The 16,458-nt window shown below is 62.6% G+C and carries 18 protein-coding genes; 12 read left to right on the top strand and 6 right to left on the bottom strand.

The window, feature by feature from the left end:
- The 4 genes from B7L71_RS17575 to lpxL all read left to right on the top strand — a co-directional run.
- A partial coding sequence (locus B7L71_RS17575) for a murein hydrolase activator EnvC family protein (RefSeq protein ID WP_249273171.1) occupies nucleotides 1-458 on the top strand: 458 nt, incomplete at its 5' end.
- 152 nt (nucleotides 459-610) lie between these two features.
- Nucleotides 611-1,585 carry an RNA polymerase sigma factor RpoS gene (rpoS, locus tag B7L71_RS03985; protein WP_081136430.1) on the top strand — a complete coding sequence of 325 codons (975 nt, stop codon included), beginning with the start codon at nucleotides 611-613 and terminating at the stop codon, nucleotides 1,583-1,585.
- A gap of 200 nt (nucleotides 1,586-1,785) precedes the next feature.
- Entirely contained in the window at nucleotides 1,786-2,886 is a 1,101-nt protein-coding gene (alr, locus tag B7L71_RS03980; RefSeq protein ID WP_081136136.1) for an alanine racemase, read from the top strand.
- 12 nt (nucleotides 2,887-2,898) lie between these two features.
- A complete protein-coding gene (gene lpxL / locus B7L71_RS03975; protein ID WP_081136134.1) occupies nucleotides 2,899-3,810 on the top strand; it encodes an LpxL/LpxP family Kdo(2)-lipid IV(A) lauroyl/palmitoleoyl acyltransferase in 912 nt (303 codons plus the stop codon).
- A 120-nt stretch (nucleotides 3,811-3,930) separates the two neighbouring features.
- On the opposite strand, the gene speD is transcribed toward lpxL, so the two are convergent.
- The 4 genes from speD to B7L71_RS03955 all read right to left on the bottom strand — a co-directional run bounded on the left by speD (nucleotide 3,931) and on the right by B7L71_RS03955 (nucleotide 7,147).
- Nucleotides 3,931-4,725, bottom strand: coding sequence for an adenosylmethionine decarboxylase (gene speD, locus B7L71_RS03970; RefSeq protein WP_081136133.1), 795 nt, complete (start codon nucleotides 4,723-4,725; stop codon nucleotides 3,931-3,933).
- 228 nt (nucleotides 4,726-4,953) lie between these two features.
- Complete coding sequence (locus B7L71_RS03965) at nucleotides 4,954-5,373, bottom strand: OsmC family protein (protein ID WP_016916305.1); 420 nt, start codon at nucleotides 5,371-5,373, stop codon at nucleotides 4,954-4,956.
- A 110-nt stretch (nucleotides 5,374-5,483) separates the two neighbouring features.
- Nucleotides 5,484-6,140, bottom strand: coding sequence for an N-acetylmuramate alpha-1-phosphate uridylyltransferase MurU (gene murU / locus B7L71_RS03960; protein ID WP_081136131.1), 657 nt, complete (start codon nucleotides 6,138-6,140; stop codon nucleotides 5,484-5,486).
- Nucleotides 6,137-7,147, bottom strand: a complete 1,011-nt coding sequence (locus B7L71_RS03955; RefSeq protein ID WP_081136129.1) for an aminoglycoside phosphotransferase family protein — start codon at nucleotides 7,145-7,147, stop codon at nucleotides 6,137-6,139. The genes murU and B7L71_RS03955 overlap by 4 nt, the downstream gene beginning before the upstream one ends.
- A gap of 70 nt (nucleotides 7,148-7,217) precedes the next feature.
- On the opposite strand from B7L71_RS03955, the gene B7L71_RS03950 reads away from it, so the two are divergent.
- The 7 genes from B7L71_RS03950 (at nucleotide 7,218) to B7L71_RS03920 (ending at nucleotide 15,029) form a co-directional block, all read left to right on the top strand.
- Nucleotides 7,218-9,665 carry an LPS-assembly protein LptD gene (locus B7L71_RS03950; protein WP_081136128.1) on the top strand — a complete coding sequence of 816 codons (2,448 nt, stop codon included), beginning with the start codon at nucleotides 7,218-7,220 and terminating at the stop codon, nucleotides 9,663-9,665.
- A gap of 35 nt (nucleotides 9,666-9,700) precedes the next feature.
- A complete protein-coding gene (locus B7L71_RS03945) occupies nucleotides 9,701-10,738 on the top strand; it encodes a peptidylprolyl isomerase (RefSeq protein ID WP_081136126.1) in 1,038 nt (345 codons plus the stop codon).
- Entirely contained in the window at nucleotides 10,738-11,781 is a 1,044-nt protein-coding gene (gene pdxA / locus B7L71_RS03940; RefSeq protein WP_081136125.1) for a 4-hydroxythreonine-4-phosphate dehydrogenase PdxA, read from the top strand. The genes B7L71_RS03945 and pdxA overlap by 1 nt, the downstream gene beginning before the upstream one ends.
- Before the next feature lie 26 nt (nucleotides 11,782-11,807).
- Nucleotides 11,808-12,635, top strand: a complete 828-nt coding sequence (rsmA, locus tag B7L71_RS03935) for a 16S rRNA (adenine(1518)-N(6)/adenine(1519)-N(6))-dimethyltransferase RsmA (protein WP_081136123.1) — start codon at nucleotides 11,808-11,810, stop codon at nucleotides 12,633-12,635.
- Nucleotides 12,632-13,009, top strand: coding sequence for a Co2+/Mg2+ efflux protein ApaG (gene apaG, locus B7L71_RS03930; protein ID WP_016916312.1), 378 nt, complete (start codon nucleotides 12,632-12,634; stop codon nucleotides 13,007-13,009). The genes rsmA and apaG overlap by 4 nt, the downstream gene beginning before the upstream one ends.
- Before the next feature lie 86 nt (nucleotides 13,010-13,095).
- Nucleotides 13,096-13,911 (top strand): symmetrical bis(5'-nucleosyl)-tetraphosphatase, encoded by an 816-nt coding sequence (locus B7L71_RS03925; RefSeq protein ID WP_081136122.1) that lies wholly within the window; start codon nucleotides 13,096-13,098, stop codon nucleotides 13,909-13,911.
- Nucleotides 13,911-15,029, top strand: a complete 1,119-nt coding sequence (locus B7L71_RS03920; RefSeq protein WP_081136121.1) for a polynucleotide adenylyltransferase — start codon at nucleotides 13,911-13,913, stop codon at nucleotides 15,027-15,029. The genes B7L71_RS03925 and B7L71_RS03920 overlap by 1 nt, the downstream gene beginning before the upstream one ends.
- Here B7L71_RS03920 and folK read toward each other — a convergent pair.
- Together folK and folB are read right to left on the bottom strand one after the other, a co-directional pair.
- Entirely contained in the window at nucleotides 15,026-15,571 is a 546-nt protein-coding gene (gene folK, locus B7L71_RS03915; protein ID WP_081136119.1) for a 2-amino-4-hydroxy-6-hydroxymethyldihydropteridine diphosphokinase, read from the bottom strand. The two genes, B7L71_RS03920 and folK, sit on opposite strands and share 4 nt — an antisense overlap.
- A complete protein-coding gene (gene folB / locus B7L71_RS03910; RefSeq protein ID WP_081136117.1) occupies nucleotides 15,568-15,948 on the bottom strand; it encodes a dihydroneopterin aldolase in 381 nt (126 codons plus the stop codon). The genes folK and folB overlap by 4 nt, the downstream gene beginning before the upstream one ends.
- A gap of 103 nt (nucleotides 15,949-16,051) precedes the next feature.
- On the opposite strand from folB, the gene B7L71_RS03905 reads away from it, so the two are divergent.
- Nucleotides 16,052-16,458 (top strand): glycerol-3-phosphate acyltransferase (locus tag B7L71_RS03905; protein ID WP_081136428.1); only part of this gene is annotated, 407 nt, incomplete at its 3' end.

Below are 16,458 nucleotides of genomic sequence, written 5' to 3'. Positions count from 1 at the left end.
CCGCAACGCCAGAGCCAACGCCTGCGGCGCAGCCTGCTCAGGCCGCTCGCCCGGATCGCTCCTCGCGTACCTTCACGCCTGTCGATAATGTCGACTGGCGCTGGCCTACCGATGGAGAGATTACCGGTGAGTTTGGTCAGGGTGGGAGCATTACTGCCGGGATTGATATCGCGGGGCAAAAGGGGCAACCTGTGCGAGCGGCAGGCCCCGGTATCGTGGTGTACGCGGGTAGCGGTGTGCGTGGCTACGGTAACCTGATATTGTTGAAGCACAACGATCAATACCTTAGCGCCTACGCACACAACGACAGTTTAAGTGTCAAAGAGAACGATGTCGTCGAGGCCGGTGAGGTCATTGCCACCATGGGCGATAGCGACGCAGATAGCGTCAAGCTGCATTTTGAGGTGCGCCGCGATGGCCAGCCACAGAATCCACTCGACTATTTGCCAGCTCGCTAGGCACCGCGCTCTGAAGGTAACGTATTAGCTCGATCAAGGTAACCCGGACAGCTAACTAAGGCGTCATATAACAATAAGGTGCACGCGCACAGGGAGTGCGACCACCCTGACTTTTTCGAATGGCGGATAGGCGAGACAACGGGGGTATGACCATGAGTATGCTGGAGAAGGACCTACAGGAGATCGACCTCGACGAGGTTGAGGAAGCGCTTGACGAGGCCGATGACGATGCCACGGCTGAGGAGGCAGAGTTCGAGAAAGCGCTGGGTCGGGACGACCGCCAATCCACTCAGAGCCTCGACGCTACCCAGATCTACCTCAATGAAATAGGCTTTTCGCCGCTACTGACGCCGGAAGAAGAGGTCTATTACGGACGCCTGGCGCGCAAGGGTGATGCCCTGGGGCGCTCGCGGATGATCGAGTCCAACCTGCGGTTGGTGGTCAAGATTGCCCGGCGTTATTTGAACCGTGGCTTGACGCTGCTGGATTTGATCGAAGAGGGGAACCTCGGGCTGATTCGCGCGGTGGAAAAGTTCGACCCTGAGCGGGGTTTTCGCTTTTCCACTTATGCCACCTGGTGGATTCGTCAAACCATCGAGCGCGCCTTGATGAACCAGACACGCACCATTCGTCTGCCGATTCATGTGGTCAAGGAACTGAACATCTACCTGCGTGCTGCCCGTGAGTTGACCCAGAAGCTCGACCACGAAGCCACCGCAGAAGAGATTGCCGAGCATCTCGACAAGCCGGTGGAGACCGTCAAGAAGATGCTGGGGCTCAACGAACGTGTGTCTTCGGTGGACTACCCGATGGGCGGTGAAAGTGACAAGCCTCTCATCGATACGCTCACCGATGATGACGTGCAAGGACCTGAGGCGTGCCTCGTGGATGGCGACGTGCGTGAGCATGTCGACCACTGGCTGGACGAGCTCAGCGAGAAACAGCGTGAGGTGGTGGTGCGCCGCTTTGGCCTGCGAGGGCATGAAGCCGCCACGCTGGAAGAAGTGGGCGCCGAAATTGGCTTGACCCGTGAGCGCGTGCGTCAGATCCAGGTGGAAGCGTTAAAGAAGCTACGACGCTCGCTGGAAAAACAGGGCCTTTCTCTGGATTCGATTTTCGAGGCGTAGCCTCGTCGAAGCCACTTGCCCCGGCCAGCACGTTCGACATGCTAGTCTACAGCGCACCGAGCATTTCACTCGGTGCGCTGTTTTTGATAGCCAGTTTGTCTGGCAACCGGGTAACACCCGCTAAACCCATATCCGTTCGCTAGCCGTGCGGATTATCAGCATCGCGCTGTCGTACGAGCGCTCTGATAAGTGAGATAGCCATGCGCCCGTTAGTGGCCCATATCGATCTGGACGCGCTGCGTCACAATTACCAATTAGCCTGCCGCTGTGCGCCTCAGAGCCGCTCGGTAGCCGTCATCAAGGCCGATGCCTATGGTCACGGTGCGCTGGCCTGTGCCAACGCCCTGGAAGCCGAGGTGCCCGCGTTTGCGGTGGCCTGTATCGAAGAGGCGTTGAGCCTGCGTGAAGGCGGCATCAAGGCCCCCATCATCCTGTTGGAAGGTATCTTTAGCGCTGACGAGCTGGCGCTGGTCGACCATCATGGCCTGTGGATCAGCGTGCACAGCCGCTGGCAGGTAGAGGCGCTTTTGGCCTATTCCCCGCAGCGACCGATTCCCGTCTGGTTGAAGGTCGATTCCGGCATGCACCGACTGGGGTTCTCTCCTCAGGAGGCGCCTGCGGTATGGCAGCGTCTGCACAGTGCCCCACAGGTCACCGCGCTGCACCTGATGAGCCACTTCGCCAACGCCGATGCCCAGGATGCCAGCTACTTCGAGCATCAGATGGGCGTGTTGCAGACCCTGGCGGCCACGTTGAAGGCACCGCTTTGCCTGGCCAACTCACCTGCCACCCTGGCCCGGCCAACGGCCCATGGCGACTGGAACCGGCCGGGTATCATGCTGTATGGCAGCGACCCCTTGGAAGTCGCCAGCGAGCTGACCCGGCAGCTGCGCCCGGTAATGACGCTGCGCTCGGAAATCATCGCCCTGCGTGAGCTGGCCGTCGGCGAACCAGTGGGCTACAGCGGACGCTGGAAGGCCCCACGCCCCTCGAAGATTGCCGTCGTCGCCGCAGGGTATGGGGATGGCTATGATCGCCATGCCGTGGATGGCACGCCGGTACTGGTCAACGGCCAGCGCTGCCCCATCGCCGGTAAAGTATCCATGGACATGCTCACGGTGGATGTCACCGAGGTGTCCGACGCCGCCATTGGTAGCGAGGTCGTGCTGTGGGGGCGCGCTACCCAGGGCAGCGTGCTGTCGGTGGACGAAGTGGCCCGCTACTGCGATACCATCAGCTATACCCTGCTGACCGGCGTGCTGCCCAGAGCACCTCGGCAGTACCATGGGGCCAACGTCTAAACGGTTATCTGTATGTCGAAATCTTATCCGCGCTCTTTTGCGCACCCCCGCTACTGGCCGACCTGGCTGGCCATTGGTGCCATGTACGTGGCGGCCTGGTTGCCTTGGCGAGTCAGGCTTTGGGTAGGCAAGATGATAGGCCTGCTGGCGTGGCGGCTTGCCAAGCGTCGGCGGCACATCACGGCCACCAATCTGGCGCTCTGCTTTCCCGAGAAAAGCGCCGATCAGCAGCGCCAGCTGGTCAAGGAAACCTTCATCGCCAACGGTATTGGGCTGGTGGAAACCGCCACTGGCTGGTGCCGCGATGCCGAAGGCTTGCGTCATCGCGTGGCCTATCATGGCCAGGAGCACCTGGCCCATGCCAAGGCTCAGGGCAAGGGCGTGCTGGTGGTTGGTATTCACTTCTCGACGCTGGACCTGGGTGGCGCGCTGCACTCGCTGTTTTTCCCGGCGGACGTGGTCTATCGCCCCCACAACAACCCGCTGTTCGAACGCTTCATGACCCGGGCACGCTCGCGCATTTTTGGCCAGGCCATCGACCGTCACGACCTGCGTGGCGTGGTGCGGCGGATCAAGGCGGGACATATCGTATGGTACTCCCCGGATCAGGACTTCGGTCGCGATGTCAGCGTCTTCGCTCCGCTGTTTGGTCAGCAGGCGGCGACCATTCGCCTGACGGCTAAGATCGCCCGCATGACCGGAGCGCCGGTGGTACCGCTGATGTTTCACCGTAACCCGGACAACCGTACCTACACCATCGAATGCCTGCCCGCCTTCGAAGACTTCCCCAGCGGCGATGAAGTGGCCGATGCCACCCGGGTGAACGAATTCATCGAGCGGGCCATTCGCAAGCACCCCGAGCAGTACCTGTGGCTGCACCGGCGCTTCAAGACGCGTCCTGAAGGCGACGCCGGGTTTTATTAGCGCGACCCCGGGTGTCGAGCACTGATGTCGAGTACTGATGTCGAGCACTGAACGAGCATGAAAAAAGCCGCCCGAAAGGGCGGCTTTGCGTCGTGCCAGCGGAATCTTTTGCCCGCAACCTCAGTCGAGGTTGCGCGAGTAGAAGATTTCCAGCATCTCTTTGCGCAGACGGCCTTCGATATCGCGGGCTTCTTCGAAGGTGATGTCGCGGCGCGACGTGCCGAACAGGTAGTTGTCCAGCTCGAAGTCCTTGAGCAGCATCTTGGTGTGGAACATGTTTTCCTGATACACGTTCACATCGATCATCTGGTAGGCCTGCTTGGTATCTTCTGCCAGATAGTCCTGAATCGAGGTGATGTCGTGATCGATGAACAGCTTCTTGCCATCGACGTCACGGGTGAAACCGCGCACGCGGTAGTCCATGGTGACGATGTCGGAGTCGAAGCTGTGGATCAGGTAGTTCAACGCTTTCAATGGGCTGATATGCCCACAGGTGGATACATCGATATCCAGCCGGAAGGTACTGATGCCGTTGTCGGGATGCGACTCGGGGTAGCTGTGTACCGTCACATGGCTTTTGTCCAGGTGGGCCACGACCGTTTCCGGAAGTGGGCCAGGTCCTGGCTCGGTTTGCCCTGGCGTCGGTTCATCCAGCTCGTGCTCGGCAATCAGAATGGTCACACTCGCGCCATGGGGCTCATAATCCTGACGCGAGATGTTCAGTACATGAGCGCCAATGATGTTGGTGACGTCTTTCAGGATCTGCGTCAAACGTTCGGCGTTGTAAAGCTCATCGATATAGTCGATATAAGCCGCACGCTGCTCTTCGGTTTTGGCGTAACAGATGTCGTAAATATTGAAGCTCAAAGAGCTGGTCAGGTTGTTGAACCCGTGGAGTCGGAGATTATCTGACACTTCCGAACCTCCCTATGGCAGATGAGGACACCCCGACGAGCCAGCGCCGGAACCGATAAACACTTGTCACCGTGCTAACGCAGCCGCCTTGTAAGCGACCCCGCACTACGCAGTAAAGGGAAAAACAAGCGGGCGTATTATGCCCGCCCAGGGCGTGGCTTGCATCCAGCCACGCCATTTTTTTTGATGCTGCAGCGTCACCCGCGTGGTCAGCCGACCTGTGACGGCTCAAGCTTCGCGGATCTCATAGGAGTGAGTGATGTCGACACCGCCTTTGACCAGCATGATCGACGCGCTGCAGTACTTCTCGGCAGAAAGCTCCACGGCGCGCTGGACCTGCTTCTCTTTCAAGCCGCGACCAGTGACCACGAAGTGGACGTGGATTTTGGTGAAGACGGCGGGAACTTCGTCGGCGCGCTCGGCATCCAGCTCGGCCACGCAGTCGGTGACCTCTGCCCGTGCCTTGTCGAGAATGTTGAGAATATCAAAAGCGGTACAGCTGCCCATGCCCATCAGCAGCATTTCCATGGGGCGAGGCCCCGTATTACGGCCACCGTGGTCAGGTGGGCCGTCGATCACAACGCTGTGTCCGCTTCCAGACTCCGCCACGAACTGGCGTCCATCGGTCCATGCTACCCGTGCTTTCACGTTGCTCTCCTCATGCTGGCGACGAAAGGTAAGTCGCGCAGCATAACATTTCCAGGCGCAGACGCACGGCTTCTCTCCATGTCGCCTGCACGTCCTCTATCGCAAACCCGTCAGGCAAGGTGGCGTTCCAGCACCGCAAGGCGCTCTGGCGTGCCCACGTCTACCCAGTGGCCAGCGAAATGCTCGCCCGAGACACGCCCTTCGTCCATGGCCCGGCGCAGCAGCGGCGCCAGGGCAAACGCCCCAGGCGGCTCGCTGGCCACCAGAGCGGGGCGCAGCAGGCTGATGCCCGCAAAGGTCAGGCGTGATGCTCCAGCGCTCGCCACCCGGCCCTGATGCAGCGCGAAGTCGCCCTCAGGGTGTTGCACCGGGTTGTCCACCAGCACCAGATGCGCCAGATCCTCGGCGGCCAGCGCGGCAGCGTCCGGCAGGTAGTTGCTCCACACATCGCCGTTGATCAACAGAAAAGGCGCCTCGCCCAGCAGCGGCAGTGCCTGGCGAATACCGCCGCCGGTTTCTAGCGGAGATGGCTCGTGGCTCCACTGGATGGATACCTGATGGGCGCTGCCGTCGCCCAGCGCGGCCATGATCTGCTCGGCACGATAGCTGACATTGATGACCAACTCATGAATGCCCGCCTGCCGCAGGCGCTCGATGTGATGCACGATCAGCGGCTTGCCCGCGACGGGCAGCAGCGGCTTGGGGCAGTGGTCGGTGAGCGGGCGCATGCGCTTGCCAAGGCCTGCGGCCAGGATCATGGCCTTCATGCGCTCTGCTCCGCCAGGCGCTGCATGATGGCGGGGCGCAGTACGCTGCTGGCCCACTCGGCAAACGCGCGATGGTCAGGCAGGGCCGCCAGGCTATCTTCCAGGTGATCGAGGAAGTGGGGCAGGCGGGCCAGGTAGCCCTGCTTGGCGTCGCGTAGCGTCAACCGACAAAAAATGCCCAGTACCTTGAGCGAACGTTGGGCTGCCATGGCATGGCACTGGACCAGAAAGTCCGCTTCCGAGGTGGTGCGGAGCAGTCGTCCCTCCTGGCGAGCCTGCTGGTAGAATAGCGATACCAGCTCGGCAAACTGGCTGGCGCTGAAGCGGCAGTAACGCCCCCGCAGCAGCGAGATCAGGTCGTAGCTGAGCGGGCCAGCCACGGCATCCTGAAAGTCGATCATCGTCAGTTGCTGATCCTGGCACATGAGGTTCATGGCATCGAAGTCCCGATGTACGCTGACCACGGGCTGTGCCAGCGCGCTATGGATCAACGCCTGACGCAGAGCGGGCCACGACTCGGGGGCGGTCAGCCCTAGCCAACGTTCCAGGCACCATTCGGGGAACAGATCGAGTTCACGCCCCAGCAGGGCCTCATCGTAGGCGGGTAGCGCCGCAGGGTCGGCACGATTCTGCAACTGAGCAATCAGCGCCATCGCTTCAAGGTGGCGCTGGCGGGTGCTGTCAGGGTCCGTGAAGGTGTCCTGAAGCGGGGTGTCGCCCAGATCCTCCAGCAGCAGGAAGCCTTCGTCGAGGTCGCTGGCATAGATGCAGGGGACCGCTAGCCCGGCGGCATGCCAGCGTTTGCCGATGGCCACGAAAGGCGCCGAGTCCTCTTGGGCGGGCGGCGCGTCCATGACGATGCGTGTGCTGCCATCGGGGAGCGTGAGGCGAAAATAGCGCCGAAAACTGGCGTCGCCGCCCGCCGGTGCCAATTGAATATGCGCGGGCGCGAGGCCATGATGCTGCGCTGCCCACTGGGTGAGGGCGTCGATCCTGGAAGAGGACATGCAAGCTCCTTGCTGGTCGGGCATGATGCGGGCTGTATAATACCGATTCTGGATGCCAAGGATAACGAACATGGGCAAGCGAATCTCGCGCACCACTCCGGTTGCGCAAACGCTGTTGGGCAGTGTGCTCGCCGGTGCCTCGCTGTCAGCGGTGGCTCAGGGCCAGCCGCTGTCGGCTGACGCGCTGGACTGGCAGCCCTGGGGGCAGGACGAAGCACGTCAACAGCTGTGTCGTGGGCGCTATGTGATGCCCGACTATCGTTTGTCCGCGCAAGAGAACCCGGAAACGCTCTCGGTGGAAACCGATGAAGCGGATTATGCCGCGGATGGCGAAGCGTTGCTGCGCGGCGATGTGGTCTTGCGTCGCGGCAATACCGAACTGCAGGCCGATCAGGTATTTCTCCCGGCGGACCGCCAACGCGTCGATGCCGAAGGTGATCTGGTCATTCGCGACGGTCAGGCCATGGTGCGTGGTGAACAGGCCACGCTGATGCTCAACGAAGATCGCGCCTCGCTGCGCAATAGCCATTACGTGCTCTATGAGCAGCACCTGCGCGGTCAGGCCAGTCAACTGGAGCAAACCGGAGAAGAGCAGTATCGACTGCGCGATGCCACCTTCACTACCTGTGATCCGGGGGCCAACAGCTGGCAACTGGTGGGTAGCGATATCCAGTTGAACCAGGCCACCGGATTCGGCACGGCACGCCACGCGCGCCTGCAGGTCAAGGACGTACCGATTTTCTACTGGCCCTGGCTGCGTTTTCCCATCGATGACCGCCGCCACACGGGGCTGCTGTCGCCCACGCTGAGCTTCTCCAGTGACGGCTTTGACTATGCTCAGCCGTTCTACTGGAACATTGCGCCTAACCATGACGCCACCATAACACCGCGCTGGATGTCGGACCGTGGGCTGCTGCTCAATGGCGAGTATCGCTACCTGTTCGAGCAAAGCCAGGGGATCGTGGAGGGTGGTTTCCTGGGCAGCGATGGTGGCAGCAGCACCGGGGACAATCGCTTCGAAGGCGAAGAACGCTGGTACATCGATGCGCAGCACGCCGGGGCCTTGGCCCCACGCAGTAACTATCAACTGCGCTACGGAGCGGCCAGCGATGGGCGCTATTTCGACGACTTTGGTGGCGAGTTCGGCAGCGGCGACCGGGTCAGCATGGAGCGCCTGGCGCAGGTGGACTACCGCGGCGAGCGCTGGCAGCTGGACGCCAGGGCCCAGGGGTTTCAGCGCCTGGAAGACCCGCTCAGCGATACGGATCGTCCCTTCTATCGTCTGCCCAGCCTGACCGCCAACTCGGATTGGCAGCTGGGCAGCGGGTTTTATACCCAATGGCGCTCCAACGCGACCTATTTCTGGCGTGACGTGGACGAACGTCAGGTCCCCGAGCGGGAAGCCGCCATTGGTACCCGCCTGCACCTGACCCCCAGCGTGGGCTGGCGTTATGAGCAGCCCTGGGGCTATATCGAACCGCGCAGCGAGCTGTGGCATACCGCCTATGAACTGGATTACGGTGACCGTATCACGGACCGCGATACGTCGCCCTCGCGTAGCGTCGCCATCACCTCCATCGACGGTGGGCTGGTCTTCGAGCGTGAGCTGGAGCTGGGGGGGCGTGACTATCGCCAGACCCTCGAACCCCGTATCAACTACGCCTACGTGCCGCGCACCAACCAGACCCAACTGCCGGACTTCGATAGCCGTGAACGGGCGTTCTCCTGGGATCAGCTGTGGTCCCCGCACCGCTTCTCGGGGGCTGACCGGGTCGGTGATCTGAATCGCGTCTCGTTGGGCGTGCAGTCTCGGCTGATCGAAGACAGCGCCGGGCGTGATCGCTTGACGCTGGGCGTTGGCCAGAGCCTCTACTTCGCCGAGCGGCGTATCGACAGTGACGGTGACCCGAGCACGCTGCCGCCGCGTCCGGAGGATGCTCCCAATGCCAATCCGCTCAGCCGCTATCAGGCCACGCGAGATCGCTCGCCGCTGGTGACCCGTCTGGACTGGCAGATCAACGACCGCTGGAGCACGGGCTATGAATGGCTCTACGACGACGAGCGTGAGCAGACCGAACGCTCCAGTGTCGATGTGCGTTATCGCCATCCGGACGGCCACGTAGTGAACCTTGGCTACCGCTGGGAGATCGAAGGGTTCGATCCTTCCGTGGTGCCCGGCGACGACGGCTTCCGCGACTACAGTCGTGAAGAGTGGGACCTGTCGCTGGCCTGGAAAGCCAGCCCAAGGATTGATTTGATTGGCCGCTACCTGCACGATCAAACCAACGATCGTCCTCTGGAGCAGTTGGCGGGCTTGCAGTGGAACGACTGCTGCTACGGCGTACAGCTTGTCTGGCGGGAGTGGATAGACGACAACGATACCGCCAGAGTGGAAGACGACTTTAGTGACCGTGGGCTGTTCTTGCGCTTTGTCTTCCGTGGTCTTGGCGGTGTTGGTCAACAGGCCGACAGCTACTTTGAGCAGGCGATCCCTGGCTACCGCCCCACACCCCTTTAACGATCACCTTGAATGGCGACTGAAAGAGACTTTTTATGACGATCAGAAAGACCCTGCGGACCCGCAAGTTCTCCCAGCGGGCAAGACTGCTTTCGGCGGGCACCATGATGACCCTGTGCCTGGGTGCCGGTGCTGCCCTGGTACCGTTGAGCGTTCAGGCCCAGAGCTTCGAATCCGCGCAGCGTCAGCCGCTGGATAGCGTCGTGGCCGTTGTCAACGATGGTGTCATCATGCGCAGCGAGCTGAACGACCGCATCGCGCAAATCGAACAGCAGGCGGCCACTCAAGGCGGGCAACTGCCGCCCCGCAGCCAGTTGGCCCAGCAGGTGCTGGAGCGCATGGTGATGGACGAAATTCAGCTGCAGATGGCCAGCCGCGCCAACCTGAGCGTGGACGACACCGAGCTTAACCGTCAGCTGCGTACCATTGCCGAGTCCAATGGCATGAGCCTGGATCAGTTTGCCGATGCCGTGGAAGCCGATGGCATGAGTCTGGCCAGCGTGCGTGAGGAAATACGGCGCGAAATGCTGATGCGCCAGGTGCAGCAGCGTCAGATCAGCCAGCGGGTTTCCGTGTCGGACCGGGAAGTGGAGCGTTTTCTCGAGCAGCAGCCCTCTCAGCAGGGCCAGTCGTTCATCGAAGAGACCCGTGCGCGCCACGTGCTGGTCGAGCTGACGCCCACCCGTGACGAAGCGCAAGCGCGTAGCCGCGCAGAGCAGGCTCGCCAGCGCCTGCAGCGGGGCGAAGACTTTGCCACCGTTGCCCGTGAACTCAGCGATGACCGAGGAAGCGGCATGAACGGTGGCGACCTGGGTTGGGTGCGCCCCGGCCAGACGGTGCCTGCCTTCGAAGAGGCCATGAACTCGCTCGGCCCCAACCAACTGTCCGAGCCGGTGCGCTCGCAGTTTGGCTACCACGTGATCGAAGTGCTGGAGCGTCGTCGTCAGGACGTGACCGAAGAGAGCCGTCGCGAGCAGGTGCGCCAGGCCATCTTCCAACGTCGTGCCAATGAAGAGCTGGAAGTATGGCAGCGTGAAATTCGCGAACAGGCCTTCGTGGACATTCGCCTGTAATGTCGCTGCCGCTGCTGATCACCACCGGGGAGCCCGCCGGTATCGGCCCCGAGCTGACGCTGATGCTGGCGGCCCAGGGGCGTCTGAACAACACCGTGGCGGTAGGTGACCCGACGCTGCTCGCCCAGCGGGCGGCGTTGCTCGCGCTCACGGTGGAGATCGTGGTCGCCGAGCCGGGCAGCCAGCAGGTCTCCTCGCCAGGGCGCCTGGTGGTGTGGCCGGTCGCCTTGCGCGCACCGGCCACGCCCGGCGTGCTGGACCCTGCCAATGCAGGCTATGTGCTGGACACCCTGCAGACGGCAGTGGAGGCCTGCCTGGCCGGACACGCGGCGGCCATGGTGACTGCCCCGCTGCACAAGGGCGTGATCATCGAAGGCGGCTACCCGCACTTCACGGGCCACACCGAGTGGCTGCGTGACGCCTGCGGCGTGGATGAGGTGGTCATGCTGTTGGCCACGGACGCTGCGCTGCACGCCACGTCGCCACAGTGGCAGGGCGAAAGCGACCTGCGGGTTGCTCTGGTGACCACCCATCTGCCGCTGCGCGATGTGGCGGATGCCATCACCGGCGAGCGCATTGCGCGCATCAGCCGTCTACTGGTGGCGGACCTGCAGCGTCAATTCGGCATTGCCCAGCCTCGGGTGGCGGTGTGTGGGCTCAACCCCCATGCGGGTGAAGATGGCCACCTGGGCCGCGAAGAGCTGGAAATCATCACGCCCACCCTGCAGGCGCTGCGTGCCGAGGGCCTGAACGTGGAAGGCCCGTTTCCGGCCGATACCCTGTTTACCCCACGCCATCTGGCGGAGGTCGATGCGGTACTGGCGATGTATCACGACCAGGGCCTGGCAGTGCTAAAATACGCAGGCTTTGGTCAGGCTGCCAACATCACCCTGGGGCTGCCGCTGGTACGCACCTCGGTGGACCATGGCACGGCGCTGGACTTGGCAGGCCGCGGTATTGCCAACCCCTCTAGCCTGGGCGTGGCGGTGGCACTCGCCCAGCGGCTGGCCACCCAGCGTGCCTCCTCTCAGGCCGCCCCATGAATCAACCCTCCAAGGAACACTGTTAGATGTCTCAAGTGCCCCAGCAGCACCGTGCTCGTAAACGCTTCGGTCAAAACTTTCTCCGTGATCTCGGGATCATTTCACGGATTGTCCGTGCCATCGGGCCGCGTGAAGGCGATCGGCTGGTCGAAATCGGTCCCGGCCAGGGCGCGCTCACTGCTCCCTTGCTGGAAGCGACCGGCACGCTGGAAGTCATCGAGCTGGATAGAGATCTGATTCCGGGGTTGCGGGTGCAGTTTTTCAACTACCCCGAATTCGTGATTCACGAAGGCGACGCGCTGAAGTTCGATTTTGCCGCCCTCAAGGGCGATGGTCAGCCGCTGCGCGTGGTGGGGAATCTGCCTTACAACATTTCGACGCCGCTGATCGTGCACCTGCTGACCATGGGGTCAGCCATCGCCGATATGCACTTCATGCTGCAAAAAGAGGTGGTGGAGCGGCTGGCGGCCGAGCCCGGCAGCACCGATTGGGGGCGGCTCTCGGTGATGGCGCAGTATTACTGTCAGGTGGACCAGCTGTTCATCGTGCCACCGGAAGCCTTCGTGCCCCGTCCCAAGGTCGATTCCGCCATCGTGCGGCTGACGCCCCATGCATCGCTACCCCAAGTGGCCGATGATCCGGTCCTGCTTTTCGAGCTGGTCAAGCTGGCCTTTGGGCAGCGCCGCAAGACGCTGCGCAACAACCTGAAGGGGCGGGTCAGTGCGGAGGCCCTGGAAGCGTTGGGCATCGACCCTGCCCGGCGCCCGCAAACCCTGACCGTGGCGGAATACGTGACCATCGCCAATCATGTGGCCGCCAATGAGGACGTGGAACAGCGGAGTGGTGACGCGTGAGCGGGCTGGAGATCGAGGTCAGCGTCACGCCAGAGTTTCAGGACGCCGAGTCGAGTGCCAGCGAGGCCCGCTACGTGTTCAGCTACACTGTGACGGTGCACAACCAAAGCCCCCATAGCGTGCAGCTGATGGCACGCTACTGGAAAATCACCCAAGGCAATGGCGACAGCCAGGAAGTGCGCGGCAAGGGCGTGGTGGGTCAGCAGCCGCTGATTGGCCCGGGGCAACGGTTCCGCTATACCAGCCGAGCGATACTGCAAACCCCGGTAGGTGTCATGGAGGGGGCTTACACCCTGTTGAACACCTACACCCAGCGGGCGTTCGATGTGCCTGTCTCGCCCTTTCGGTTAGCGGTGCCCCGCCAGCTGCATTGAGGCGGGAGCCTTCGTCGGCGGTTTTCCATGCTCGGCAAGCCGCCCACGCCAGCCAACTCCGTCAATGCGTTAACAGGCCTTTACCCATGAGCACTTATGTCATTGGCGACCTGCATGGATGTCATGCCGAGTTTGTCGCCTTGCTGGATAAAATCAGTTTTGATCCCGCCCGCGATACGCTCTGGCTGGTGGGCGATTTGATCAACCGGGGGCCAGGCTCCCTGGCCTGCCTGCAGGAAGTGAAAGCGCTGGGCAGCGCCGCACGCAGCGTGCTGGGGAACCACGATTTCCACCTGCTGGTGGTGGCACGGGGGGGCGGCAAGCTCAAGCGCCACGACACACTGGACGACATTCTGTCTTCGCGGCACTGTGACGATTTGCTGGACTGGCTGCAAAGCCTTCCCCTGGCGGTACAGGCCGATAACACGCTGATGACCCACGCCGGGCTGCTGCCCAGTTGGAGTGCCGAACAGGCGCTGGCGCTGAGCGGAGAAGTACAAGCAGCGCTGGGCAGCGAGCAGGCGGGAGCTTTCCTGAGCCAACTGTTCGGCAATCAGCCTGACCGCTTCCACGACCAGCTCGAAGGCATGGACAGGCTGCGCTGCATCGTCAATGTGTTCACTCGGATGCGCTTCATCGATGCCCAGGAGCGGCTCGATTTTGCTGCCAAGGAGGGGTTGGAGAGCGCGCCTGCGGGCTTTGCGCCCTGGTTTCAGTTTCCCCGTGCCGACGACCTGTGCCTGCTGTTTGGCCACTGGGCGGCGCTGGAGGGGCGTACCCCTGGCGCGAAGGTCGATGTGCACGGGATCGATACCGGGTGCGTGTGGGGCGGTTCGCTGAGCGCGCTGGTGCTCGAGAGCGGCCAGCGTGTCAGCGTGCCCAGCCAGCAGGGAGGCCGCTGATGTTTCAGCTGGATACATACACCCAAGGGCTGGAGGTCTACCGAGTGGGTGGGGCCGTGCGGGACGAGCTGTTGGGATGGCCCGTGGTGGATCACGACTGGGTGGTGGTGGGGGCAACCCCCGACATGATGCAGCAGCGTGGATTCAAACCTGTAGGGCGCGATTTTCCGGTGTTCCTGCACCCGGCTACCCAGGAGGAGTATGCGCTGGCGCGTACCGAGCGCAAGTCGGGCCACGGGTATGGCGGGTTCGAGGTGCACGCCAGCCCCGACGTGACGTTGGAAGAGGATCTCTCCCGTCGGGACCTGACCATCAATGCCATCGCCCAGGCGGCGGATGGGCATTTGACCGACCCTTATCATGGCCAGCGGGACATCGAGCAGCGCTGGCTTCGCCATGTCTCCCCCGCCTTCAGTGAAGACCCCTTGCGCGTACTGCGTACTGCGCGTTTTTTAGCCCGCTATGCCTCCATGGGGTTTGCCGTTGCGCCGGACACTCTGGACTTGATGCGCGCGGTCAGCCGCAGCGGAGAGCTGGCGCATCTGGCAGCCGAGCGCGTGTGGGTCGAGACCGAAAAAGCGCTGGCCGAACCCAGCCCCGAGTGCTATTTCACGACCCTGGCCGCGTGTGATGCCTTGCCCGTCTGGTGGCCTGAGCTTGCAGCGAAGGCGTGTCTGGCTCAGGCCCTGGAGGCCATGCAGGCAGCTCCCGAACAGCGCGAGCCGCCGCTGGCGCACTGGCGCTATGCGCTGCTGGTGTCGGTGCTGAGCGAGTCACAGCGCGAGGCCTTGGCCGTGCGTTTGAAGCTGCCCAATAGCGTTGTGCAGCTGGCACGGCATAGCGCCTTGAGCAAAACATTGCTGGCAGCCCCACTGGAGGCCGAGGGTGTGCTGGGCTGGCTGGAGCGTCTGGATGGCTGGCGCAAGCCTGCCCAGGTCAGCGCGCAACTGCAGTTGCTGGAGCGGCTTTCGCCTGGCTTGCGCCCCGTGCTGGAGGCGGCCTGGCAAGCCGCCTGCGCGGTCAGCCCTCAGGCGTTGATGGGCGAAGGCTACCGAGGGGCAGCCTTGGGAGAAGCGCTGCGTCAACGGCGGCGCGAGGCCGTGGAGGCATCGCTTTAGCGCGCGTGGACCTTGCGCGGCAAGGGGTCGGCCTGGGAAACGAAGCGCCCCTGCCACTGAAAGTCGATGGCCCACAGCCGCTGATGCCCCAGGGAAAAGCGTTGCCACAGCGTAGCGTAAGGCGTATCGCAGCGAGGGTGTCGCTCGTCGGGCAGCAGCTCGGCCAGCGGTTGCAGTACGAAAGCGTTCTGGGTGATTTCAGCCCGGGGCAGGGCTACGTCATCGACCACACCACAGGCATTTCCCACGGTCAGCAGGTCGATATCCAGGGCGCGCGGGCTACACTTGACCATGTCAGGCGTCCGCCCATGGGCCATTTCCAATGCCTTGGCCCAGGCCTGTAGTCTGGCCACGGACCAGTCGCTGTGGAACGCCACCACCAGATTGTAAAAATTGCGGCTATCCTTGAATCCGACCGGCTCGCTCTCGAAAATGCGCGATATCTGCAGTTCGCCAAACGTCTCTGCCAGGGCATCCAGGCACAGGCGGATGTGTTTTTCCGGGTCGATATTGCTGCCCAAGCTAAGCGTGACCAGGTTCATGGGTCGCTATCCTTGCTAGCCTTTGGCAGGCTGCCGCGGGTGATTTCCAGTCCGACGCTGGTCGCCTGGGGCACTGCACCGGGCTTGCGCACACGGAGCTGCAGCCAGCTAATCGGAAACTCGTGCTGTAAACAGGCGGCCAGCCGCTCGGCAAAGGTTTCGACCAGCGCAAACTGGTGCTCATCGGCGAACTGCTGGATTCGCTGGCAGATCGCGGCATAATCGAGGGTCAGACGCAAATCATCGGTGGCGGCGGCAGGCCGGATATCGGTGGCCAGCGAGAGATCCAGGCTCAGCGATTGCGTGATGGTGCGCTCCCAATCGTATACGCCAATCACGGTATCTACGGTGAGTGCTTCAATCAATATGCGGTCCACAGGCCATTCCCCAGCGTCGACAAGCGGGCGATTGTACTTGAGGACGACCATAAACGACAGTCAGGCGGCGGCGCTGGCTGATGAGAGGCAGGGTGAGCAGGGGATGCTGTGGATCGTCTTGGGGTACTTGAGCGGCAGTTGGCTGGCGGCAGTGAGCGTCTGTCGCTGGGCAGGCGTGGCCGACCCGCGCTTTTGCGGTTCCTGTAACCCCGGATTTTCCAACGTGTTACGGCTATATGGCCCCCGGCTGGCGGCGGCCACCCTGGCGCTGGATGCCTTGAAGGCGGTGCCGGTGGTCTTGGCCGCCAAGTGGCTGGCCTTGCCGATTATGTGGCAGGGGCTGGTAGGGCTGGCGGTGCTGCTGGGCCACAGTTTCCCGCTCTGGTATGGGTTTCGAGGTGGCAAGGCCGTCGCCAGCGCCTTCGGGGTGTTGCTGGTGCTGGTGCCCAGCGTTGCGCTGCTCAGCGCCCTTGCCTGGGCGCTGATGGCGTGGCGGTGGGGTACCGCCGC

The organism is Halomonas sp. BC2 (assembly GCF_002078115.1).
In the GTDB taxonomy this organism is placed as follows: domain Bacteria; phylum Pseudomonadota; class Gammaproteobacteria; order Pseudomonadales; family Halomonadaceae; genus Vreelandella; species Vreelandella stevensii.
The sequence above is the reverse complement of the archived record's forward strand: the minus strand, read 5'-3'. Positions and strand labels throughout refer to the sequence as shown.